32 protein-coding genes are annotated in these 21,961 nt (G+C 45.7%); 28 read left to right on the top strand and 4 right to left on the bottom strand.

The window, feature by feature from the left end:
• Nucleotides 1-48 precede the first annotated feature (48 nt).
• The 3 genes from AAFP11_RS13295 to AAFP11_RS13285 all read left to right on the top strand — a co-directional run bounded on the left by AAFP11_RS13295 (nt 49) and on the right by AAFP11_RS13285 (nt 3,320).
• Entirely contained in the window at nt 49-2,130 is a 2,082-nt protein-coding gene (locus AAFP11_RS13295; protein ID WP_341737488.1) for an FAD-dependent thymidylate synthase, read from the top strand.
• A 156-nt stretch (nt 2,131-2,286) separates the two neighbouring features.
• Nucleotides 2,287-2,721: a dUTP diphosphatase gene (dut, locus tag AAFP11_RS13290; RefSeq protein ID WP_341737487.1), complete on the top strand. Its 435-nt coding sequence runs from the start codon at nt 2,287-2,289 to the stop codon at nt 2,719-2,721.
• A 38-nt stretch (nt 2,722-2,759) separates the two neighbouring features.
• On the top strand, nt 2,760-3,320 hold the full coding sequence (locus AAFP11_RS13285) for a dCMP deaminase family protein (RefSeq protein ID WP_341737486.1): 561 nt from the start codon (nt 2,760-2,762) through the stop codon (nt 3,318-3,320).
• A gap of 41 nt (nt 3,321-3,361) precedes the next feature.
• Here AAFP11_RS13285 and AAFP11_RS13280 read toward each other — a convergent pair whose 3' ends face one another.
• From AAFP11_RS13280 to tnpB, 4 genes are all read right to left on the bottom strand, one after another.
• Nucleotides 3,362-3,847 carry a hypothetical protein gene (locus AAFP11_RS13280; protein WP_341737485.1) on the bottom strand — a complete coding sequence of 162 codons (486 nt, stop codon included), beginning with the start codon at nt 3,845-3,847 and terminating at the stop codon, nt 3,362-3,364.
• A gap of 75 nt (nt 3,848-3,922) precedes the next feature.
• Nucleotides 3,923-4,528: a VWA domain-containing protein gene (locus AAFP11_RS13275; RefSeq protein WP_341737484.1), complete on the bottom strand. Its 606-nt coding sequence runs from the start codon at nt 4,526-4,528 to the stop codon at nt 3,923-3,925.
• 120 nt (nt 4,529-4,648) lie between these two features.
• Nucleotides 4,649-5,125, bottom strand: coding sequence for an NAD(P)H-quinone oxidoreductase subunit N (locus AAFP11_RS13270; protein ID WP_341737526.1), 477 nt, complete (start codon nt 5,123-5,125; stop codon nt 4,649-4,651).
• A 73-nt stretch (nt 5,126-5,198) separates the two neighbouring features.
• Nucleotides 5,199-6,383, bottom strand: coding sequence for an IS200/IS605 family element RNA-guided endonuclease TnpB (tnpB, locus tag AAFP11_RS13265; RefSeq protein WP_341737483.1), 1,185 nt, complete (start codon nt 6,381-6,383; stop codon nt 5,199-5,201).
• A 473-nt stretch (nt 6,384-6,856) separates the two neighbouring features.
• Here tnpB and rplC point away from each other — a divergent pair, with 473 nt between their 5' ends.
• From rplC to AAFP11_RS13140, 25 genes are all read left to right on the top strand, one after another.
• The gene (gene rplC / locus AAFP11_RS13260) at nt 6,857-7,492 is read left to right on the top strand and encodes a 50S ribosomal protein L3 (protein ID WP_341737482.1); all 636 of its coding nucleotides are present in this window, start codon (nt 6,857-6,859) and stop codon (nt 7,490-7,492) included.
• A 110-nt stretch (nt 7,493-7,602) separates the two neighbouring features.
• Complete coding sequence (gene rplD / locus AAFP11_RS13255; protein WP_340518138.1) at nt 7,603-8,235, top strand: 50S ribosomal protein L4; 633 nt, start codon at nt 7,603-7,605, stop codon at nt 8,233-8,235.
• The gene (locus AAFP11_RS13250; protein ID WP_341737481.1) at nt 8,228-8,536 is read left to right on the top strand and encodes a 50S ribosomal protein L23; all 309 of its coding nucleotides are present in this window, start codon (nt 8,228-8,230) and stop codon (nt 8,534-8,536) included. The genes rplD and AAFP11_RS13250 overlap by 8 nt, the downstream gene beginning before the upstream one ends.
• Nucleotides 8,537-8,697: 161 nt before the next feature.
• Nucleotides 8,698-9,561, top strand: coding sequence for a 50S ribosomal protein L2 (gene rplB, locus AAFP11_RS13245; protein WP_341737525.1), 864 nt, complete (start codon nt 8,698-8,700; stop codon nt 9,559-9,561).
• 180 nt (nt 9,562-9,741) lie between these two features.
• Nucleotides 9,742-10,023, top strand: coding sequence for a 30S ribosomal protein S19 (rpsS, locus tag AAFP11_RS13240; RefSeq protein WP_340518144.1), 282 nt, complete (start codon nt 9,742-9,744; stop codon nt 10,021-10,023).
• Between the two features lie 92 nt (nt 10,024-10,115).
• A complete protein-coding gene (gene rplV, locus AAFP11_RS13235; RefSeq protein ID WP_340518146.1) occupies nt 10,116-10,475 on the top strand; it encodes a 50S ribosomal protein L22 in 360 nt (119 codons plus the stop codon).
• Nucleotides 10,476-10,581: 106 nt separating this feature from the next.
• On the top strand, nt 10,582-11,310 hold the full coding sequence (gene rpsC, locus AAFP11_RS13230) for a 30S ribosomal protein S3 (RefSeq protein WP_341733770.1): 729 nt from the start codon (nt 10,582-10,584) through the stop codon (nt 11,308-11,310).
• A gap of 135 nt (nt 11,311-11,445) precedes the next feature.
• Nucleotides 11,446-11,865: a 50S ribosomal protein L16 gene (rplP, locus tag AAFP11_RS13225; RefSeq protein ID WP_340518151.1), complete on the top strand. Its 420-nt coding sequence runs from the start codon at nt 11,446-11,448 to the stop codon at nt 11,863-11,865.
• Between the two features lie 127 nt (nt 11,866-11,992).
• Nucleotides 11,993-12,262 (top strand): 50S ribosomal protein L29, encoded by a 270-nt coding sequence (gene rpmC / locus AAFP11_RS13220; RefSeq protein ID WP_341737480.1) that lies wholly within the window; start codon nt 11,993-11,995, stop codon nt 12,260-12,262.
• Between the two features lie 72 nt (nt 12,263-12,334).
• Nucleotides 12,335-12,583: a 30S ribosomal protein S17 gene (gene rpsQ, locus AAFP11_RS13215; protein ID WP_340518155.1), complete on the top strand. Its 249-nt coding sequence runs from the start codon at nt 12,335-12,337 to the stop codon at nt 12,581-12,583.
• A gap of 76 nt (nt 12,584-12,659) precedes the next feature.
• Nucleotides 12,660-13,028 carry a 50S ribosomal protein L14 gene (rplN, locus tag AAFP11_RS13210; protein WP_193973611.1) on the top strand — a complete coding sequence of 123 codons (369 nt, stop codon included), beginning with the start codon at nt 12,660-12,662 and terminating at the stop codon, nt 13,026-13,028.
• 1 nt (nt 13,029) lies between these two features.
• Nucleotides 13,030-13,392, top strand: coding sequence for a 50S ribosomal protein L24 (gene rplX, locus AAFP11_RS13205; RefSeq protein WP_340518156.1), 363 nt, complete (start codon nt 13,030-13,032; stop codon nt 13,390-13,392).
• Between the two features lie 176 nt (nt 13,393-13,568).
• Complete coding sequence (rplE, locus tag AAFP11_RS13200; RefSeq protein WP_340518158.1) at nt 13,569-14,114, top strand: 50S ribosomal protein L5; 546 nt, start codon at nt 13,569-13,571, stop codon at nt 14,112-14,114.
• Between the two features lie 22 nt (nt 14,115-14,136).
• The gene (gene rpsH / locus AAFP11_RS13195; protein WP_341733768.1) at nt 14,137-14,541 is read left to right on the top strand and encodes a 30S ribosomal protein S8; all 405 of its coding nucleotides are present in this window, start codon (nt 14,137-14,139) and stop codon (nt 14,539-14,541) included.
• 122 nt (nt 14,542-14,663) lie between these two features.
• The gene (gene rplF, locus AAFP11_RS13190; RefSeq protein ID WP_341733767.1) at nt 14,664-15,212 is read left to right on the top strand and encodes a 50S ribosomal protein L6; all 549 of its coding nucleotides are present in this window, start codon (nt 14,664-14,666) and stop codon (nt 15,210-15,212) included.
• A 2-nt stretch (nt 15,213-15,214) separates the two neighbouring features.
• Complete coding sequence (gene rplR, locus AAFP11_RS13185) at nt 15,215-15,577, top strand: 50S ribosomal protein L18 (RefSeq protein WP_341737479.1); 363 nt, start codon at nt 15,215-15,217, stop codon at nt 15,575-15,577.
• Nucleotides 15,578-15,721: 144 nt separating this feature from the next.
• Nucleotides 15,722-16,264, top strand: a complete 543-nt coding sequence (gene rpsE, locus AAFP11_RS13180) for a 30S ribosomal protein S5 (RefSeq protein WP_340518166.1) — start codon at nt 15,722-15,724, stop codon at nt 16,262-16,264.
• A 104-nt stretch (nt 16,265-16,368) separates the two neighbouring features.
• Nucleotides 16,369-16,815 carry a 50S ribosomal protein L15 gene (gene rplO / locus AAFP11_RS13175; RefSeq protein ID WP_341737478.1) on the top strand — a complete coding sequence of 149 codons (447 nt, stop codon included), beginning with the start codon at nt 16,369-16,371 and terminating at the stop codon, nt 16,813-16,815.
• 102 nt (nt 16,816-16,917) lie between these two features.
• Nucleotides 16,918-18,222, top strand: a complete 1,305-nt coding sequence (secY, locus tag AAFP11_RS13170; protein ID WP_341737477.1) for a preprotein translocase subunit SecY — start codon at nt 16,918-16,920, stop codon at nt 18,220-18,222.
• A 5-nt stretch (nt 18,223-18,227) separates the two neighbouring features.
• On the top strand, nt 18,228-18,812 hold the full coding sequence (locus AAFP11_RS13165) for an adenylate kinase (RefSeq protein ID WP_341737476.1): 585 nt from the start codon (nt 18,228-18,230) through the stop codon (nt 18,810-18,812).
• A 258-nt stretch (nt 18,813-19,070) separates the two neighbouring features.
• Nucleotides 19,071-19,295, top strand: a complete 225-nt coding sequence (gene infA, locus AAFP11_RS13160) for a translation initiation factor IF-1 (protein ID WP_006276978.1) — start codon at nt 19,071-19,073, stop codon at nt 19,293-19,295.
• Between the two features lie 370 nt (nt 19,296-19,665).
• Entirely contained in the window at nt 19,666-19,779 is a 114-nt protein-coding gene (rpmJ, locus tag AAFP11_RS13155; RefSeq protein WP_015178722.1) for a 50S ribosomal protein L36, read from the top strand.
• Nucleotides 19,780-19,861: 82 nt separating this feature from the next.
• Entirely contained in the window at nt 19,862-20,245 is a 384-nt protein-coding gene (gene rpsM / locus AAFP11_RS13150; RefSeq protein WP_340518176.1) for a 30S ribosomal protein S13, read from the top strand.
• A gap of 84 nt (nt 20,246-20,329) precedes the next feature.
• A complete protein-coding gene (gene rpsK, locus AAFP11_RS13145) occupies nt 20,330-20,728 on the top strand; it encodes a 30S ribosomal protein S11 (RefSeq protein WP_332978136.1) in 399 nt (132 codons plus the stop codon).
• Nucleotides 20,729-20,902: 174 nt separating this feature from the next.
• Entirely contained in the window at nt 20,903-21,847 is a 945-nt protein-coding gene (locus AAFP11_RS13140) for a DNA-directed RNA polymerase subunit alpha (RefSeq protein WP_341737524.1), read from the top strand.
• Nucleotides 21,848-21,961 lie beyond the last annotated feature (114 nt).

Raw genomic sequence — 21,961 nt, 5'->3', positions numbered from 1 at the left:
AAATGTTCAATCTTTCAACTATAGCAACCTTCAAAAATAAAAATATATATGGATAGATTCAGAGTAGAAGTTATTTCACAAACACCAAATCCTCAGCAAGTAATTTATGCTGCCCTCCATCAAGACTATACGGAGAATTTCGTATTTGACGATCGCGATTCCTGGCCCTCAGACGCAGAATGCGGCGAAATTATCGTAAAAAGGCTCCTCGCAGGCGATCGGGGTCACTACGGCCCCTTAGAGCATCCCCAAATTATCTTTAATTGCGGCTACTTTCCCCACAGTGTCATGCAGCAAGCCAGGACACATCGTGTTGGAGTCTCATTCGATGTGCAATGTCTTGCTGCTGATACCGTAATCACTTTTGTTGATTGTGAGGGAAGTGCTGGTAAGAACAATTTGAGCAAAACCATTGGAGAACTGTATGATCTTTGGACTAATGGGGAAAAAGCGATTCGTTCTCGGTCTATTCAAGGTCGAAATGGTGAACCACCAGGCGAATATCGTCGTGACTGCAAGCAAAGAATCCGTAAAATGCGTTTACGAGTTTTAAATGAACAAACTGGCTTGTTTGAAGTGGGTCATATCAAAGATGTCATGTGTAGCGGTATTCAACCTGTTTATAAAGTTACATTAGAGGATGGCAAGACTTTAGAGTGTACTACCAATCACCGTTTATTCACCGCAAACGGTTGGCAAACAATGAAAGATGCGGTGGGATTGACAACAGCATCTGATGGCAATGTCGTTAGCATAGCCAAAAACTCCTATGTCATGTGCAATGGTTTATCAGTGACGGATCGGCTTTACACAGAAAAATCATGGCTAGAAGCCCAAATTGCCAAAGGATTAACTATCAAAGAAATTGCTGGTTTATCGGATTGCTCTATTGCTACGGTTAAAGTATGGATTGATAAGTTTGAGTTATCTTTAAAATGCTCAACTCCAGGTCATCTCAACAATCACAAACCTTGGAATTATGATCCTAATGCCCTCTATCGCAACAAGCCTTGGTTGGTAGAGCAACTTAATCAAGGACTGCACGCCGATGAAATAGCGACTTTAGCTAACTGTTCAATTGAGGCGGTCAAAAAATGGGTCTATGCTTATGAATTGTCTCTAAATAAGCGAAAACCTGGAAGAGATGAACCTTGGAATAAAGGTAAAGGAGGTTATCAACTTAACCTCTCCGAAGAAAGCCGCCAGAGACGAATCGAAAATGGAAAAATTTACACGCAAAGAGGTACTGAGTCTAATTTTTGGAAAGGTGGTACTTCTACAGAGCGAGAATTAATTGGGGCTTGGACGCGGCAAATTGCGCCCCAAGTCCATAAAAAGTTTGATTTTATTTGCCAGAAATGTGCTGTCAGAGGTGGTGTTCTTCACGCCCATCACTTAATACCAGTTTTTGCAGATCAGTCTCTTGCTTATGATTTTGATAATTTAGTGACTTTATGCAAAGAATGTCACGAATATATTCATCAAAACAACTTAGAGCTTGAATTTGCTAAAGCTTACTCGCCAATATTAGAGCCTCAAAATTGGCAAGTCAAGCCAAAGCCAAAAGGGAGAAAATTGCGTTCTCATCCCGTAAAAGTCAAGAGTGTTGAATATGTTGGCGAACAAATGACTTATGACCTAGAGGTGGATGGTGAATGGCATAATTTCGTTGCTAATGGTTTAGTAGTACATAATTCTCTGCGTTATACAGGTAATCAATTTCTGGATGCAGCGATCGGCAAAAAAGACATAGAAGACATTTTTTACCTGCGTCCAGTAGATTATTACACAGACCGCGAAGGCAAAAAATACTACTATTCTCCCGAACAAAGACAGCAAGATTTAGAGTGGTGTCTAGAAGCAGCCAAACGTTACAAAATAGACTTCGACGGCGGAATGTCCGAAGAACACGCCAGAGGCAAATTACCCTTTGACTACCGCCAGCACTTTGTAGTCAGTTTCAATTTAAGGTCATTCCTGCACTTTGCTGACTTGAGAAACAAAAAAAATGCTCAACTAGAAATTCAAAAACTCTGCGAAATGATGTGGCCTCATTTTGAAAATTGGGCACCCGACATCGCCAAGTGGTACACAACAACTCGCCTCGGAAAAGCCAGACTAGCCCCGTAATAATTCCGATGTTCGCAATTATTCATCCCTCTCTTCTCCCCCTCTGCGTCCTCTGCGGTCTCTGCGGTTAAATAATTCCGATACAACTAACATTGAGAACCCTAAAAAGTTTGCTGTATCAGCATTATTCCGTCTTCCTTATCCTCACCAAACAAGATGAAATTAAAAATCCGGCAACTTCACGAATCAGCCATAATCCCCAAATACGCCCACGAATCTGATGCTGGACTCGATCTATTTTCCATAGATGAATTAGAAATCATTCCCGGAGAAAGCAAGTTAATTCATACAGGCATATCAATAGAATTACCCCCAAAAACAGAGGCACAAATTCGTCCTCGAAGTGGTTTAGCTCTCAAACACCAAATCACTGTACTCAACGCACCAGGAACCATAGATGAAGGCTATCGAGGCGAAATCGGAGTCATATTAATCAATCACGGTCAAACATCTTTTCAAGTCACAAAAGGCATGAAAATTGCTCAAATGGTAATCGCACCGGTAATTCGCGTCGAAATTGAAGAAGTTAAAATGTTAAATTCCAGCTCTAGGGGAGATAATGGATTTGGCTCGACTGGAATCTCCCAATAAATCTCTTGTCTCAATACAATTCTAATTCTAGATTTTAAATGGAAAATACACCAGACAACTACGAACCCCCTCAAAGACCAGATTGGGATGAATACTTTTTGATGTTAGCCAAATTGGCCGCGACTCGATCGACTTGTCTGGCCTTTCCCGTAGGTGCTGTGATCGCTAAAAATAGGCAAGTGTTAGCCACCGGTTACAACGGTTCCCCCTCTGGTTCGGCACACTGCATCTCTCAAGGATTCTGCTATCCTGGTTTGAGCAGTTGTGATGCTAGCAAAACCTTACCATCGCGGGCGGTTCATGCAGAAGCAAATGCGATCGCCAAAGCCGCAAAACATGGTATATCTACTGCTGGAGCTAGCATTTATGTCACCTTAGAACCCTGCATTTATTGTTTGAAATTAGTCATTGCCGCTGGTATTCGGGAAGTGTTTTATGAAACCAGTTTTAACAGCGGAGATAAAGCTGCCTTGAGAGATACTTTTATCAGTGAAGGTATTGTGGAACTCAAGCAAATTCAGTTATCTGAAAATACAGCAAAAAAGGCTGCCCTATTTTTGCTGCATCCTACTTCTGTCCTCAAAGATTCTATTTATTGAAAATCACTATAACGGTTTTCCCTAGCGTCCACAGTCAACATTTAATCAAACTCATTCACAGCTTGCAAATAGTCGATCGCAGCATCTATCCTCGAAGAATACTTAAAAGCAAACTGATCGAACCAAAATCTCTCATCAGAATCTTTACTTAAATTCTTCAGCCAAACTTGAGCTTGTCTCACTTTTTCCCGGTGGGTTTTTACTTCCACCTGCTGCGGTTCCTGTTTGAGAGTTTTCTGAGCTTTATTTTGTGCTTCATCTTCAGCCAAAAGCTGTTCCTGTTTGGCAACTTCTTCAGCTTGCTCTTGTGCTTGGTATTCAGCCTTGATTTGAGCTAAATCACTGTCTAAATTATCCAAATCCAAATTTTTGCCATAAGTTTCAATTACTTGACTAGACGGCGCAGTAGTTGCTTGCAAAGACGGTTCTGGTTGCACCATCCGCTGGCTTTTTAAGTCAGCAGATTTTTTTTGAGATTCTTGATACTCAGCCCTAAGTTCAGCTAACAAACGATCGATCGATTCCATTACTTAACCCCCCCCTAAACAATGCTTCTGAGCCCTCCGGCCAAAATACCATCGCCTTAAACTTAATTCACCTTCTCAATCAGTGATTGCATTCAGCAATACTTCCGTCAGAGTCATTCCTTCCATATCGTCCATAGTTACAGTATCCACGATATCGAATTTAGCCCCAGCGCTTTGTAGTTCGTCATCCAATATCTTGAGAAACTTGGTAGCTTCTGGAGCATTCCCGACTTGGATAAACGAAATTGCTAATTCTTCATCTCGATCTAGCTTCCGCGAAGCTTCTATAATTGTTTTCATCACTTCTTTGCGATCGTCCGGTTCTCCGTCCGTCACCACTAATATTGTTTCCCCATTTTGTTGAGTCTTACCGGATATTTTTCGCTGAAAATAGTTGTTGAGAGCGTCTTGCAAAACTATCGCCAAATTCGTAGTCCCGGAAGGCTCATTTTCTTGGAATATTTGTACGACTTTCCCTGCTGTTACATTGTCGTACCGTTTGAAGCGACCCGAAAACAAGTAAACTGTGATGCCATCAGGGTCTAGTTCTTCGCATTTATTTGCTAATGCGATCGTCGATTCCTGCATCAGCGCCCACCGACTTTTGCCACCAGTCTTGTCTTTGGTGTACATACTGCCACTCTTGTCAATGATTATGGTATAATCTCGGTTGTGAAGCATGAGAGTTTTCCTGTTACATTAAGTTTTTTCAAAAAAGAGCAAAACCAGCGAGCAGAAGCTGTTGAGCTTTAGTTGCTCGCTGTGTTTTTTTAGTTGATTGGCGATCGACTGAAACCCAATTTAAGCTGCAACTAAAGCATCCTTGAGTGGCTTCCAACTAAAAACTCGATCGCCCCCCATCTCTACAGCTATTTTAACTCGCGGTTCTAACGTCGGCAAAATAGTTAAATATTCGACCTCCTGACTAGACAAAATCTGCCCTTCAATGATCCACAGCACCAGTCCTTTTGCTTTCGGAGGCAAATTGTCCAATTGAGTCTTCAACATCGGTGGCACGTAGTAGGTATAACCCACCGACGCTTCATTACCAGTGGTTTTCTTACCCAAATGGGGCGGCCGCACCCCGTGCACCCCCGTCAAATACATCGCCAAATCGCCCAAACCCCGCGCTGTAATGTTGTAGGCACCATAGCCCGCAGCCCTGAGTCGGCGCAGGTAACGTCCCTCAAAACCTCCCTCCAAAGGAACGTACAGGGCTAGGGACCCCGACTTTTCCAAATCCCGAATCATATCTGAACCCGTCGTAATCAATCCCATAAATTTGTGTTGCTGTATGAAAATTTGGTCGATCGCCCAAGTGCGAACTGCAAGTATTTTGACACTCCCCAGTCTAAAGACGTGGGGATTCTTCATTCACAGGGAGATGCCTTGCAAAAGCAGTGCCTTTACTTGGTCTTACTCTCCCTCCCGAAGCAGTGGCGGTATGCCCTACCGCCAGAATTCGTAACCCTTCATCCCGAATATTCTTAGCGGCATTGATGTCTCTATCGTGGTTTTCTCCACACTTAAGGCATTGCCAACTACGAATATCTAAGCTCAAACTATCAACACGATTTAAGCAGTTACTACAGGTCTTGGAACTGGGGAAAAATCTGTCAACTTCTAGATAGATTTTTCCTTCCCATTCAGCCTTGTATTTCAACATAGTACAGAATTGACCCCAGCCAGCATCACTAATTGATTTTGCTAGTTTAGGGTTTTTGACCATGTTGCTGACGGCTAGATTTTCGACCACTATGACTTGGTTTTCGTCAACTAATTTACGACTTAGCTTGTGGAGAAAATCTTCACGACAACGAAGGATTTTAGAGTGAACTTTAGCAACTTTAACTCTAGCTTTATTGCGGTTATTAGAGCCTTTTTGCTTGCGATTAAGTTTCTTTTGTCTCCTCGCTAATCTTCGTTCGTAGTTACGATAGTATTTAGGGTTCCCATGTTTAGTCCCATCTGATGTAATCGCAAAATGGGTTAGTCCAACGTCTATCCCGATAGCTTTTCCTTCTGATGATTTTTGGGGCAAATCCTGACCATCATCATAAAGACAAGATGCAAAATATTCTGCTGATGGATTAACTGAAACCGTAACCGACTTTAAATCTCCCTCGGGTTGCCGTGAAAGTTTGCAATAGACTTTGCCGATTTTAGGTAATACCAGAACATCATTTTTTAACTGACAGTGCTGAGGAAATCTAATCGACTGCCTATTTTGCTTTTTCTTGAAGTTAGGATATTTAGCTCTACCTTCAAAAAAATTAAGGAAAGCACTAGAAAGATTTAAAGCGGCTTGCTGTAATACCTGCGACGGGACTTCGCTTAACCACTCATACTCTTTTTTTAGGGAAGGCAGAAGCTTGATTATTTCGTTTCTGCTTAATCCTTTTCCAGTTTGTTTGTAAGTTTCGGATGTTAGATTGAGAGCGTAGTTGTAAAACCATCTAGCACAGCCAAACGACTTGGCAAGCAAAACGGATTGCTCAGCGGTCGGATAGATTCTGTACTTGAATGCTTTTAACATTTTGCTTACCACACTACATTTACTATGGTAAATTGTTTGGTCAAGAGTGTCAATCCGTCCTCCGCTACGCTAAAGGACGGGGTTTTAAACCCAAATTTTCGATAAATCTTTAAGCTGAGTCAAAAAAAATCTCATCGTGGCCTTGACAAATAGCCAACACTTCGCATACTATTGTAAATCGTTGCTGTAAAGGATACTGAGTGGTTAACTGCTCAAGTCCAGGCACGAACAAGCAAGAACGAAATAAATCTCGGAGACACAACAGCTAGAAGCCTGTGAATCTCGAAACTTGCAAGACTTCCACAAGCTAGCTCCCAAATTTAAAATTTAAATTTTAAACACCGCGGAAAGCTGTTGGTTGATAACAGTTAATTGCAGAATCATTGAAATAAATGTTTCTGCACAAGAGCAAGCGGATTAACGAAAACTTCGCAATCCGAAACCTCTTGCGTAAATAAAAGGAAAAAAAATCCGTGTCAGTAGGCATTCTTGGTACAAAACTAGGCATGACTCAAGTGTTTGACGCAGAAGGGAAAGCAATCCCCGTCACCGTCATTCAAGCAGGGCCTTGTACAGTAACTCAAATTAAAACAAAACCAACAGACGGCTACAGTGCCGTTCAAATTGGATACAGCGAAGTCAAACCAAAGGCTCTCAACAAGCCAGAACTAGGACACCTAGCCAAGTCCGGGGCGAATCCATTGCGCCACTTGCACGAATACCGATTGGAAGACACAAGTTCCTTTGAATTAGGTCAACAACTAAAAGCCGATGCTTTTGCACCCGGACAAATAGTAGATGTGATTGGTACAAGCATCGGTAAAGGCTTTGCCGGTTTCCAAAAGCGCCACAACTTTAAACGAGGCCCAATGTCTCACGGTTCCAAGAACCACCGCGAACCAGGCTCGATCGGACCTGGAACAACCCCCGGCCGCGTCTATCCAGGGAAAAGAATGGCAGGACGGATGGGGAATGTTCAAGTAACCGTTCGCAAGCTAACGATTGTGCGGGTAGATACAGAGCGGAATCTGCTACTAATTAAAGGAGCCGTTCCCGGTAAAGCCGGTGCCTTAGTCAATGTTGTACCTGAGAAAAAAGTTGGGCGGTAGTCATTAGTTATGGGTTATTTCGTTATCAGTAGTAGCAGATAACAACAAACAACTAACAACTAACAACTAACAAACAACTAACAACTAACAACAGACAAAGGACAAAAGAAATGGTTAACTGTGTAGTGCGAAATTGGCAAGGCGAAGAAGTTGGAGAAACAACTCTCGAATTGCGCGTAGCCAAACAAGAAAATGCCTCTCACATCGTTCACAGAGCATTGACGCGGCAACTGAATAACGCTCGTCAAGGAAATGCTTGCACCAAAACTCGATCGGAAGTCAGAGGCGGTGGCCGCAAACCCTGGCGGCAAAAAGGAACAGGCCGAGCTAGAGCAGGTTCTATCCGTTCTCCCCTGTGGCGTGGTGGCGGTGTCATCTTCGGACCAAAACCCAGAGACTTTGAAGTCAAAATGAACAAAAGAGAACGCCGTCTCGCTTTGCGGACAGCATTCTACAGCCGTACAGAAGACTTGATTGTGGTGGAAGAATTTGCAGAGCAATTTCCGAGACCAAAAACCAAAGAATTACTAAATGCGATCGCCCGGTGGGGCATCGAAGCCGATACAAAAGTTCTGTTAGTCTTGCCAGAACCCCAACTCAACGTCTACTTGTCGGGACGCAACGTCGAATTGATGAACGTCATCCTGGCAACTTCCCTGAATGTATATGACGTTCTGGCCGCTGACAAAATTATCGTCACATCCACAGCCCTAGCAAAAATTCAGGAGATTTACGGTGAGTAAAATCGACCCCCGCGACTACGCAGATTTGATCCAGCGTCCTATTCTCACTGAGAAAGCTACCCGCATGATGGAATTAAATCAATTCACCTTCGACGTAGCCCCCAAAGCGACCAAGCCTCAAATCAAAGCAGCCATCGAAGAACTATTTAAGGTTAAAGTCACCGGTGTCAATACCCAAAACCCGCCGCGCAAAAAGCGTCGAGTTGGCAAATCCGTCGGTTTCAAACCTTGTTACAAGCGTGCCACCGTCACTCTCAGCGACGGAGATTCACTCCGCAAACTCTTATTCCCAGAAGTTTAAAATTTAGTAATAGGTAATCGGTAATGGGTACTCAGTAATAGGCAATCGGTAATTGAAAAGTATGAAAGATGAATTCGGACTTCACAATTACTAATTACCAATTATCAATTACCGATTACCAATTACCAATTACCAATTACCAACTACCGATTACCAACATTATGGGCATTCGTTCTTACCGACCTTATACCTCCAGTACCAGGGCACACACCGTTTCCGACTTCGCTGAAATTACTAAATCAGAACCAGAAAAGTCTTTAACGAGTAATAAGCACACCAAACAAGGCCGCAACAACCGAGGCGTCATCACCTGTCGCCACCGGGGAGGCGGTCACAAGCGCCTTTATAGAGACATCGACTTCCGTCGCGACAAACACGGCATTCCCGGTACAGTCAAGGAAATCGAGTATGACCCCAACCGGAACGCCCGTATCGCCCTCGTCTTCTACAAAGACGGCGAAAAACGGTACATCCTTCATCCACTGAACTTAACCGTTGGTACAGTCATTCTCTCAGGCCCCGACGCACCAATCGAAATCGGCAACGCCCTACCCCTGAGCAACATCCCTCTCGGTACAAGCATCCATAACGTTGAGCTAGTACCAGGCAAAGGCGGACAAATCGTCCGTTCAGCAGGTGCCAGCGCTCAGCTAATGGCAAAAGAAGGCAGCTACGTTACCCTCAAACTACCATCCGGCGAACAGCGCAAAGTCCGCGCCAACTGCTACGCCACCATCGGTCAAGTCGGCAACACAGATGCTAGAAACATCAGCCTCGGCAAAGCCGGCCGCACCCGGTGGAAAGGTCGCAGACCAACAGTTCGTGGTTCCGTCATGAACCCAGTAGACCACCCGCACGGTGGTGGTGAAGGCAGAGCTCCCATCGGGCGTTCAGGACCTGTCACACCTTGGGGTAAACCAGCATTGGGTGCCAAAACCCGACGCAAAAACAAGCGCAGCGATGCTTTAATTGTCCGCCGTCGTCGCAAGTCTTCCAAGCGCGGCAAGGGTGGCAGACAAAGTTAATGTTAAGAGGTAATGGGTAAATAGGTAATGGGTAATGGGTAATAGGTAATAGGTAATAGGTAATAGGTAATGAGTTATTGAAATTAACAAATGCCCAATGCCCAATGCTATAAGGCCCAATGCCCAATACCCAATGCCCAATGCCCACTGCCCACTCCCCAATTACTAATTACCAAAATCATGTCTCGTTCATTAAAAAAAGGCCCGTTTGTCGCAGATCATCTGATGACAAAAATCGAGAAACTCAACGCCGCCGGCCAAAAACAGTTAATTAAAACTTGGTCGCGAGCCTCCACAATCCTGCCGCAAATGGTAGGCCACACCATCGCAGTTCATAACGGCAGACAACACGTTCCTGTCTACGTCACAGACCAAATGGTGGGTCACAAATTAGGAGAGTTTTCTCCTACTCGCACCTTTAGAAGTCACGCTAAAAGTGGTGACAAAAAGGCAAAGAGATAGCCTAATTAGGTGACAGGTAAGAGGTAATCGGCAAACAATTACCAATTACCAATTACCTTCCAATTACCTTATTCCCAATTACAAAAATCGCAATGGCTATAGATACCACATCCGAAATAAAGGCGATCGCCCGCTATATTAGAAGCTCGCCCTTCAAAGTGCGCCGAGTTCTCGATCAAATTCGAGGCAAAAGCTATCAAGAAGCGCTGATTCTACTAGAATTCATGCCCTACCGAGCTTGCGAACCAATTGTCAAAGTTTTGCGCTCCGCAGTAGCCAACGCCGAACACAACGCCGGATTGGATAAAGCCAAGCTAGTAGTTTCTCAAGCCTACGCAGACCAAGGTCCAGTCCTCAAGCGCTTTAGACCCCGCGCTCAAGGCCGTGCCTACCAAATTCGCAAGCCAACCTGTCACATCACTGTGGTAGTAGCTCCGCTCCTAGAACAATAAACAAGAGCACAGGTAATAGGTAAAAAACTGCTAAAAGTTGCAAACATCGGTAAACCCAATTACCAATTACCAATTACCAACTACCAATTACCAAATATCAACTTTTATGGGACAAAAAATACATCCAATTGGTTTTCGCCTCGGCATAACCCAAGAGCACCGCTCCCGCTGGTTTGCAGATGCCCGAAACTATCCCGAACTCTTGCAAGAAGACTACAAAATTCGCCAGTACGTTCAAAAAAACCTCAGTAACGCTGGGATCTCCTCCGTCAGAATTGAGCGCAAAGCCGATCAAATCGACCTAGAAGTGTTCACAGCTAGACCAGGTGTGGTAGTAGGCCGTGGTGGAGCAGGGATCGAAACCTTGCGAGTCGGTTTGCAGCAGCAACTCGGCAACAACCGCCAAATCCGCATCAACGTTGTGGAAGTCCAACGGGTAGATGCTGATGCCACTCTGATCGCAGAATACATCGCTCAGCAGCTAGAACGGCGCGTATCTTTCCGCCGAGTAGTCCGTCAAGCAATTACTCGCGCTCAAAAAGTCGGCATCGAAGGCATCAAAATTCAAGTCAGCGGACGACTCAACGGTGCAGAAATTGCCCGTACCGAGTGGACGCGGGAAGGAAGAGTCCCATTGCACACCTTGCGTGCTGATATTGACTACTCTTACTGCACCGCTCAAACCATCTACGGTATCCTCGGCATTAAAGTTTGGGTTTTCAAAGGCGAAATTATTCCTGGACAGGAACAAATAGCAGCCCCGAACAACGATGCCCCTCGGACTAAGAACAAGCGCCGTCGCCAGCAATTTGAAGATCGATCCAACGAAGGCTAGTGGTTAACTGTTAATTGTCAGTTGTTAATTGTCAGTGGCGATGCCCTTCCTCGTAGTCGAAGGGTTCACAACCAATTACCAATTACCAACAACCAATTACTAATTACCAATTTCCAATTACTAAATCCCCCAGCCATGTTAAGCCCTAAAAGAACCAAATTCCGCAAACAACAGCGCGGGCGAATGTGCGGTGTTGCCACCCGCGGCAATACAGTTAGCTTTGGTGACTTCGCGCTCCAAGCTGTTGAACCCGCCTGGATCACTTCTCGCCAAATAGAAGCCGGACGGCGTGCCATGACCCGCTACATCCGCCGGGGTGGCAAAATCTGGATTCGCATTTTTCCTGACAAACCAGTTACCCAACGGGCAGCAGAAACCCGGATGGGTTCCGGTAAAGGTTCACCTGAGTTTTGGGTTGCCGTTGTCAAACCGGGTCGGGTAATGTTTGAAATTGGCGGTGTCGCTGAAGAAATTGCCCGTGAAGCAATGCGTTTGGCAGCCTTTAAGTTGCCAATCAAAACCAAGTTCATCACCCGCGAAGATGAGCAGTCATAGCGATTTTGGACTTTAATTTCCTCCTCAGATTCTGGGAAATAACTTAAGCAGATTTAGGATGATTTTTCAACCTCAAATCTCTCACCTAAAATCCATTGACCGATCGCTAACGATCCACGACAAAATTATGTCTTTATCCAAAATTAAAGAAGCTAGAGATTTAAGCGATGCCGAAGTGGCAGAGCAAATTTTAGCCGTTAAGCGCCAACTAATGGAACTGCGGTTATTCCAAGCTACTGGCCGTGTAGACAAACCCCATCTGTTTAAGCACGCCAAACACAGACTGGGTCAACTGATGACTGTTGAACGCGAACGGCAAATCGCGGCTGAAGCTGCTGCAAAATCAGCTTCGTCTACAACTGCCGAATCAACTGCTTCAACCGCAGCAGTCAGTTAAAAGACAAAAGTAGCCCAACCGAATCGCACAGCAGTTACACAAAACTCCATTGCACAACAAAAATAGGTAGGTATGGCAGTTAAAGAACGAGTTGGCGTAGTAGTCAGCGACAAAATGGACAAAACTGTGGTAGTGGCAATCGAAAACCGCTCCTCCCACACCAAATACGGCAAAATCGTAGTCCGCACCAAACGTTACAAAGCTCACGACGAAGAAAATAAGTGCAAACCGGGCGATCGTGTCCGCATCACTGAAACCCGCCCTTTGAGTAAAACCAAACGCTGGACAGTTGCTGAAATTTTCGGTACAAAAAACGGCTAACAGTTAATTGCATTCTGGCGATCGCCCGATCCCAGATTCACAATCAACACTCAACAGTTAACAGTCACCAATCACCATGATTCAACCCCAGACATACCTAAATGTCGCCGACAATAGCGGAGCACGTAAACTGATGTGCATCCGCGTATTGGGAGGCGGCAACCGTCGCTACGGCGGAGTCGGCGATGTCATTATTGCCGTCGTCAAAGACGCCATACCCAATATGGCAGTCAAAAAATCCGATGTCGTCCGGGCAGTCATTGTCAGAACCCGCAAAGCTTTGCGTCGCGACAGTGGCATGAGTATTCGTTTTGACGATAACGCCGCCGTTATTATCAATCCAGAAGGCAATCCTAAAGGCACTCGCGTTTTTGGACCAGTCGCCCGCGAACTGCGCGACAAAAACTTCACTAAAATTGTTTCCTTAGCCCCAGAGGTACTTTAAAATGTACGGAAAAAAGGGTAAAGCAACTAGCGAACCGCAACGCCATAGAATGCACGTCAAAGCAGGCGACACCGTTCAAATAATTACTGGCAAAGAAAAAGGTAAAGTCGGAGAAATCTTAAAGACCTATCCTAAAGTCAGCAAAGTAATTGTTAAAGGTGTAAATATCAGAACCAAACACGTAAAGCCCCAGCAAGAGGGAGAATCGGGTAAAGTAGTTACATTTGAAGCTCCAATTCATAGCTCCAATGTCATGCACTACTCCGAAAAAGAAAAAGTAGCTAGTCGTGTTTGCTACACCTTTAGCGAAGATGGCCGCAAACTCCGACAACTCAAAAAAACCGGAGAAATCCTCGATAATTAGTCAGTAGTCAGTAGTCAGTAGTCAGTAGTCAGTAGTCAGTAGTCAGTAGTCAGTAGTCAGTAGTCATTAGCTGACAACAGTCAACCGTCAACAGTCAACCGTCAACAGTCAACCGTCAACAGACAAAGCACAATTCCCTGACCAAGCCCAGGGACAGTTAAAGAAACCCAAAAACAATGCCAGACAAACTCAAAGTTCTTTACCAAGAAAAGATAGTACCGAAACTGATGGATCAGTTTAAATATACTAATATCCATCAGGTACCCAAACTCGTCAAAGTCACCGTGAACCGTGGCTTGGGAGAAGCATCTCAAAATGCTAAGGCGCTAGATTCATCCATCAACGAAATTGGCATCATCACAGGTCAAAAACCAGTGGTGACGCGGGCGAAAAAGGCGATCGCAGGCTTCAAAATCCGCAAAGGAGTACCCGTTGGTGTCATGGTGACGCTACGGTCAGAGCGGATGTACGATTTTCTCGATCGACTAATCAACCTCGCACTTCCCCGAATCAGAGACTTTCGCGGCATCAGTCCCAAAAGCTTCGACGGACGTGGCAACTACAGCTTGGGTCTGAGAGAACAACTAATCTTTCCCGAAATAGAATATGACAGCATCGATCAAATTCGAGGCATGGACATTTCAATTATCACCACAGCAAACACCGACGAAGAAGGACGCGCCTTGCTCAAAGAAATGGGAATGCCCTTCCGGGACAACTAAGCAGTAGAGTAAGGAGCAAAACATGGCAGCTAACGATACCATAGCAGATATGTTGACGCGCATTCGCAATTCGTGCATGGCGCGCCACCAAACAACACAAATTCCAGCTACAAAAATGACCCGTAGCATCGCCGAAGTCCTCAAAAGTGAAGGCTTTATCAGCGAATTTGAAGAAGCAGAACCAGAAGGGATTAAGCGACATTTAGTGCTTTCTCTCAAATACAAAGGCAAAACTCGCAAGCCCATCATTACGGCACTTAAGCGAGTCAGCAAACCAGGACTGCGCGTTTACTCGAACCGCAAAGAATTGCCCAGAGTTTTAGGCGGAATTGGCATAGCCATTATCTCCACAGACCGTGGCATTATGACCGATAGAGAAGCCCGCCGCCAAGGTTTAGGCGGAGAAGTGCTTTGTTATGTTTGGTAGTCATTAGTCATTAGTCATTAGTCAATGGTCATTGGCAACAGACTCAAAAATCAATAACTAAGGACTAATCACTAAAGACTAAACATCCAGGACTAATAACTAAAAACAAAGGACCAAAAACTATGTCGCGAATTGGCAAGCGTCCGATTAGCATTCCCACGAAAGTCACCATCACCCTAGACGGTCAAAAAGTAGCCGTCAAAGGTCCTAAAGGTGAACTTTCACGAGTCATACCAGCAGAAATCACGATGGGACTCGAAGGCGAGACTTTACTCGTCACACGCAGAGACGAATCTCGCGTCGCCCGCCAACTACATGGCCTGTGTCGCACCCTAGTCGCCAACATGGTCGAAGGTGTATCCCAAGGTTTTCAGCGTCGCCTGGAAATTATCGGTACAGGTTATCGGGCCCAGGTTCAAGGACGGAACCTGATTTTAAACGTCGGTTACAGCAAGCCCGTTGAAATGCTCCCTCCAGAAGGGATCACCATGGCAGTAGAAGGCAACACCAACGTCATTGTCTCTGGCATTGACAAAGAACTCGTAGGCAATACAGCAGCCCGCATCCGCGCAGTGCGTCCGCCTGAAGTCTACAAGGGCAAAGGCATTCGCTACAGTGGCGAAGTCGTCCGCCGCAAAGCTGGTAAAACAGGCAAAACAGGTAAGAAGTAGACATGAAGCTTACTCGCAAAGAATCAGTCCACCGCAGACACCGCCGCGTGCGGCGCAAGGTGTTCGGGACCTCCGAACGCCCCAGATTAGCGGTATTTCGATCGCAACAGCACATTTACGCCCAAGTCATCGACGACAGCACCCAGCACACTTTAGCCGCCGCGTCAACCCTAGACCCGGAATTAAAGTCAGCTCTCAGTTCGGGAGCCAACTGCGAAGCCAGCGTGCAAGTAGGTCAGTTGATAGCCAAACGCTGTTCCAGCGTCGGCATAGCGAAAGTCGTCTTCGATCGCGGAGGCAACCTCTACCACGGTAGAGTCAAAGCCCTCGCCGACGCAGCTCGCGAAGCCGGGTTAGACTTTTAGGAAGAAACAAAAAGGAAGAAGGAATAAGGAAGAAGGAATAAGGAAGAAGGAAAAAAGAATCTACAATAAAATTCTTAATTCCTAATTGTTAATTTCTATTTTCCAACTACCAATTACTAATCCTCAATTCCCCAAGCACAAAACATGGCAGAACAAAAAGAACAGCGCAACAAGAAAAAAAGCAACAACAAAACGCGCGAAAAAGAATCCGAATGGCAAGAACGGGTAGTTCAGATTCGCCGCGTTACCAAAGTAGTCAAAGGCGGTAAAAAACTCAGCTTCCGCGCCATAGTCATTATCGGTAACGAACGCGGTCAAGTTGGGGTTGGAGTAGGCAAAGCTAGCGACGTCATCGGTGCCGTTAAAAAAGGCGTCGCTGACGGCAAAAAGCACCTGATTGAAGTGCCTCTGACCAAAGCTAACTCAATTCCTCACCCCATCAACGGTGCTGGCGGCGGAGCCAAAGTCATGATGCGACCAGCATCTCCTGGAACAGGGGTAATTGCAGGGGGAGCAGTGAGAACTGTTCTCGAACTAGCAGGAGTCCGCAACATCCTAGCCAAACAGCTAGGTTCGGGAAATCCATTAAACAATGCTAGAGCAGCCGTCAATGCCCTATCCACACTTCGTACCCTATCCGAAGTAGCTCAAGAGCGCGGAATTCCAGTAGAAAACCTCTACGGTTAGACAATGGAACACTGCAAGTTTTGAGTTGAGAATCAAAAAATTCAGAAACTCAAAACTAGCTCACTCAAAACTCACGTCCTACTGCAAACCCAATTACCAAAACTATGAGATTGCAAGACGCCCGACCAAAAGCGGGCTCCACAAAACGCCCCCGCCGCTTGGGTAGAGGTATTGCTGCCGGTCAAGGCGCGAGCTCTGGTAAAGGGATGCGCGGTCAAAAATCTAGAGCCGGTAGTGGCACTAGACCCGGTTTTGAAGGAGGTCAAAATCCTCTTTACCGCCGCCTCCCCAAACTCAAAAGCTTCCCTTTAGTGAACCGTAAAGAGTACACTATCATCAATGTCAGTAAATTAGCATCGCTGCCAGCAAACACAGAAGTAACTCTCACCTCTTTGATTCAAGCAAAAATCGTCACTACTGACGACGGTCCGCTCAAAATCTTAGGAGATGGGGAATTAAATGTAGCTCTGCAAGTCAGAGCTGCTGCTTTTACCGCAGGTGCTCGCACCAAAATAGAAGCCGCTGGCGGCAGTTGTGAATTAGTTGCCTAAAGATTTGAGGTTTGAGAATGTGTCCAAATCTCAAATCCTCAATGCTCCTATCAAAAAATGATTTAGCCTAAAATCCCAAATCTAAAATCCCAAATCGTAACTATGGACGTTAGTAGAGAAAAAGCGCCAACTGCACAAGAAACTTTCATGCAGATGGCCCAAGCTGCGGGTTTGCGGGACCGCATCCTCGTAACCCTAGGCTTATTGATTTTAGTGCGCTTGGGTGTCCACTTGCCAGTCCCCGGCATTGATCGCGTCGCCTTTTCCCAAAATGTTCAAAATAGCCCTTTGATTGGCTTTTTGGATCTATTTTCAGGGGGCGGGCTTTCAGCTTTGGGGATTTTTGCTCTAGGGATTTTGCCCTACATCAATGCTTCAATTATTGTGCAGCTTCTAACGGCGGCTTTACCAACTTTAGAAGAGTTGCAGAAAAATGAAGGGGAAGCTGGGCGACGCAAGATTTCTCAAATTACTCGCTACGTTTCTTTGGGCTGGGCAATTCTGCAAAGCGTTGGCATAGCGATTTGGGTTAGCCCTTTTGCTCAGGTTCCAGGACCTTTATTCATTGCACAAACCGCTTTGGCTTTGACTGCTGGATCGATGTTTGTAATGTGGATATCGGAAGTGGTGACAGAACGAGGTATCGGTAATGGAGCGTCTTTGCTGATTTTTATCAACATTGTTTCAGTTTTGCCACGTTCTCTGGGACAAACTTTTGAATTGGCCCAAAGTGGAGACACGCAAGTTGTTGGTCGCGTAATTGTGCTGTTGCTGGTATTTTTGGTGACGATTGTAGGGATTGTTTTTGTTCAGGAAGGTATTCGCCGGATTCCGATTATTTCCGCCCGTCGCCAAGTCGGTCGCAAAGTTTATCGGGAGAGTCGCAGTTATCTACCCCTGCGCTTAAATCAAGGTGGAGTGATGCCGATTATTTTTGCATCCTCGGTATTGATTGTTCCCTCTTTCTTAGCTCAATCTCTCAATAACCCGTTTCTGGTGCAAGTGGCTAATGTTCTGAGTCCCAATGGACCTGTACCCTGGGCTTATGCACTATTTTATCTGACTTTGATTCTGTTCTTTAGCTATTTCTACGCTTCGTTGATTGTCAACCCCGTAGATATGTCTCAGAACTTGAAGAAAATGGGTGCCAGTATTCCTGGGATTCGTCCTGGTCAGAAAACGAGCGATTATGTGGAGAAGGTTTTGAATCGTTTGACTTTCTTGGGAGCGATATTTCTCGGCCTGGTGGCAATTGTACCAACTGCTGTGGAAAGCGCGATCGGGGTGCAAACTTTTAGAGGCTTTGGCGCAACTTCCTTACTGATTCTAGTAGGTGTGGCGATCGAAACTGCTAAGCAAATTCAAACTTACGTCATCTCCCAACGATATGAAGGAATGGTGAAGTAATCCCAATGCAATTGATTTTTATGGGGCCTCCAGGGGCAGGAAAGGGAACTCAAGCTCAGCTTTTAGCAGATCTCTGGAAAATACCCCACATTTCTACTGGTGACATCCTACGCGCCTGCGTAGTGGCTAAAACTCCCTTGGGTGAAAAAGCCAAAGCCTACATGGATGCTGGTGAGTTGGTTCCCGATGGGTTATTGATGGATATCGTACAAGAACGCATGAATCAACCAGATGCTAAGGCTGGCTGGATTCTAGACGGCTTTCCTCGCACAGTCCCACAAGCAGCGTTTTTTGACACACTACTGTGCGATGTTCCTGGTGGGGGGGGCGCAAAGTCTGGGAAGGACTGCAATCTGAGGGCAGTGAATTTGGATGTTCCTGACAATGTTTTGGTGACTCGGCTGCTGTCACGAGGCCGCCAAGATGACAATGAGCAAACCATTCGCCGTAGGTTGCAAGTTTATCGCGAGCAAACTGAACCTTTGATTGAGTTTTACAGAGACCGCGAACAATTGGTGGCAGTTGATGGGGATCGCTCCATGCAGGAAGTTACCGCTCAACTCCAACAAGTTCTTTCCGGAAACTCTTGAACCTTCTCTATCGAGCCTGTTACCCGCCAACAACTTTTGCTAAGATGTGTTAACTAGGAGCTTTTTGTGCTCAAACGTCAATCTAATTGACACAACTTTAGGTTTATTCAATTAAGGATAAAGTTAGCGGTTGGTTGAGTTCTTAAGTCGATCGAGTGTCCCTTTCCTGTGCTAGTTTCACACTTACCAATAAATAAGTTTTTGTAGCAGCCGGGAAACTCCTAGTTAATCAAATGTAGAGTTGAGGTAAATACCAAATTGTCTAAGCAAGATTTAATTGAAATGGAAGGGACAGTGACGGAATCCCTGCCCAATGCGATGTTTAGGGTTGACCTAGATAATGGGTTTAATGTCCTAGCTCACATTTCCGGCAAGATCCGTCGCAATTACATCAAAATTCTGCCGGGCGATCGCGTCAAAGTCGAATTAACCCCCTACGACTTAACCAAGGGCCGGATCACTTATCGCCTTCGTAAAAAATAGGCTTAGATAAAACTTTCTAAAAACTAATTCTAAGTTTAATTAGAGAGAATTTGGTAAAACCAGTCAAATTTATGCTATAATGCTACGTTTGTAGTGTTGCCGAGAAGGACGTCAACAACCCACCGGTGTACAGAGTTAAGTCATTGCTACACCGTGAAAGTATAGATCGCCCTTCAGTCTGAAAGCAGGCGAACTTGACCCCAGTAGTGGGAGTGGGGACCAGCGGGTTCCTTCATCAAATAACCCCCGCTTCATAAAAATTAATCGAGGAGAGGCCTACACCTTGCCCTGCCTCTCCTCCCACCGCTATACAGGCAGTGCCCGCAGGCGTACTCTCCGGTATGGTGGCGTTCTCCAGGCAGGAAGAAAGATGAAAGTTCGAGCATCTGTCAAAAAAATTTGTGAGAAATGTCGCGTCATCCGCCGTCGAGGCAGAGTGATGGTGATATGTACTAACCCAAAACACAAACAACGCCAGGGTTAGAAAATCGGAAAATTAGGAATAGCAGATAGCTGCTGCCTAATTCAACATTGTAGCCAAACAGGAAAACTAGGGAGACAAAAGTGTGGCACGGATTGCCGGGGTAGACCTTCCACGCGATAAGCGCGTCGAAATAGGTTTGACATACATTTACGGAATAGGCCTGTCTCGGGCCCAGAAAATTATCGCTGCAACAGGCGTAAATCCTGATACTCGTGTCAAGGATTTAACAGAAGCAGATGTGACCGCCCTGCGGGCTCATGTAGAAAGCAACTACCAGATCGAAGGAGACCTCCGGCGCTGGGAGTCAATGAACATCAAGCGCCTGATGGATATTGGGACTTACCGCGGTCGGCGTCACCGTTTGGGCTTGCCAGTTAGAGGCCAAAGAACCCGCACCAACGCCAGAACCCGCCGGGGTGTCCGCCGAACTGTTGCGGGCAAGAAAAAAGCACCTTCCAAGAAGTAATATCTTTTTGGGAAAATTACGCTGGGGGCTGCGGGCTCCTAGCGCTTCGGGAAATTAGTTGACAGAAAAGTTAAAGAGACTCATATGGCGCGACCACAAACAGGCAAGAAATCTGGTGCAAAAAAGCAGAAACGGAATGTACCGAATGGGGTAGGCTACATCCAGTCTACCTTTAACAACACGATTGTGACTATTACTGACCTCAATGGCGAAGTCATATCCTGGGCATCAGCAGGTTCGAGCGGTTTTAAAGGAGCTAAAAAGGGAACGCCTTTCGCAGCTCAAACAGCAGCAGAAAGTGCAGCCCGCCGAGCCAATGACCAAGGGATGCGCCAAATAGAAGTAATGGTCAGCGGACCAGGAGCAGGTCGAGAAACAGCTATTAGGGCGCTGCAAGGGGCAGGACTAGAAATTACTCTGATTAGAGATGTTACCCCAATTCCTCACAACGGCTGTCGCCCTCCCAAGCGGCGTAGAGTCTAAAACGATTTGAGATTTTAGATTTTAGATTTTGGATAATGGCTAATTGCTGAAAGCCAAAAACTAATGCTTTCAACTATTGCCCCGTCCATCCAAAATCCGAAATCCGTTCAGGGGTATGCTCTGCAATCTAAAATCCAAAATCAAAAATCCAAAGTGGAAAAGGGAGGTCACTCCGTGGCGCAGTTTCAAATTGAATGTATAGAGTCTCATACTGACAAAGACCGGAGTCAGTACGGAAAATTCGTCCTCGAACCCCTCGACCGCGGTCAAGGAACAACGGTTGGGAATGCGCTGCGGCGAGTTCTGCTGTCAAATCTGGAAGGAACAGCAGTAACTTCAGTCCGCATCGCAGGTGTCAATCACGAGTTTGCCACGATCGAAGGGGTACGAGAAGATGTTCTCGAAATCCTGCTGAATATGAAAGAGGTCGTCCTCAAAACTCATTCTCAGCAGCCGCAAATAGGTAGATTGCGGATCGAAGGACCTGTCACAGTTACCGCAGATCGATTCGATGTACCTTCTGAGGTAGAAATAATCGATCGCTCTCAGTATATTGCGACTCTCTCCCCAGGCTCAGTTCTGGAAATGGAATTCAGAATTGAAAAAGGGATCGGATACCGAGCTGTAGACCGTAGTCGCGATGATGGATCTGCTTTGGATTTTCTGTCCATAGATGCCATTTTTATGCCGATTCGTAGGGTCAACTATAGTGTTGAAGACGCTCGCGTAGGCGGCACTGTCGAGAAAGACAGGCTGATTATGGAAATCTGGACTGATGGTAGCGTGACTCCTCAAGAAGCTCTGAGTCAATCTGCTCACATCCTGGTAGACCTGTTTGCACCTCTCAAAGACATCACCCAAGATTCCCTCAAACCCGAATCTCAAGGTGTAACCGATCCTACCAGCCAAATTCCGATCGAGGAATTGCAATTGTCAGTACGGGCTTACAACTGTCTCAAGCGGGCTCAGATTAACTCCGTGGCAGACCTATTGGATTATACCCAAGAAGACTTGCTCGAAATCAAAAACTTCGGGCAAAAGTCCGCAGAAGAAGTGATTGAAGCTTTGCAAAAGCGCCTGAGCATTACCTTGCCACAGGAAAAATCAGCTAAAAGTTAATCCAACGGTAATGAGTAACAAAGTTTTGATTTAGCCACGGCTAGCTCCAAAGGCCACGCTTGTGGATGAGCTTTAAATGCAAAATTTAAAACTCATAACTCAAAACTATTCACT

It is taken from the genome of Microcoleus sp. CAWBG640, from assembly GCF_020883015.1.
In the GTDB taxonomy this organism is placed as follows: Bacteria; Cyanobacteriota; Cyanobacteriia; order Cyanobacteriales; family Microcoleaceae; genus Microcoleus; species Microcoleus anatoxicus.
The sequence above is the reverse complement of the archived record's forward strand: the minus strand, read 5'-3'. Positions and strand labels throughout refer to the sequence as shown.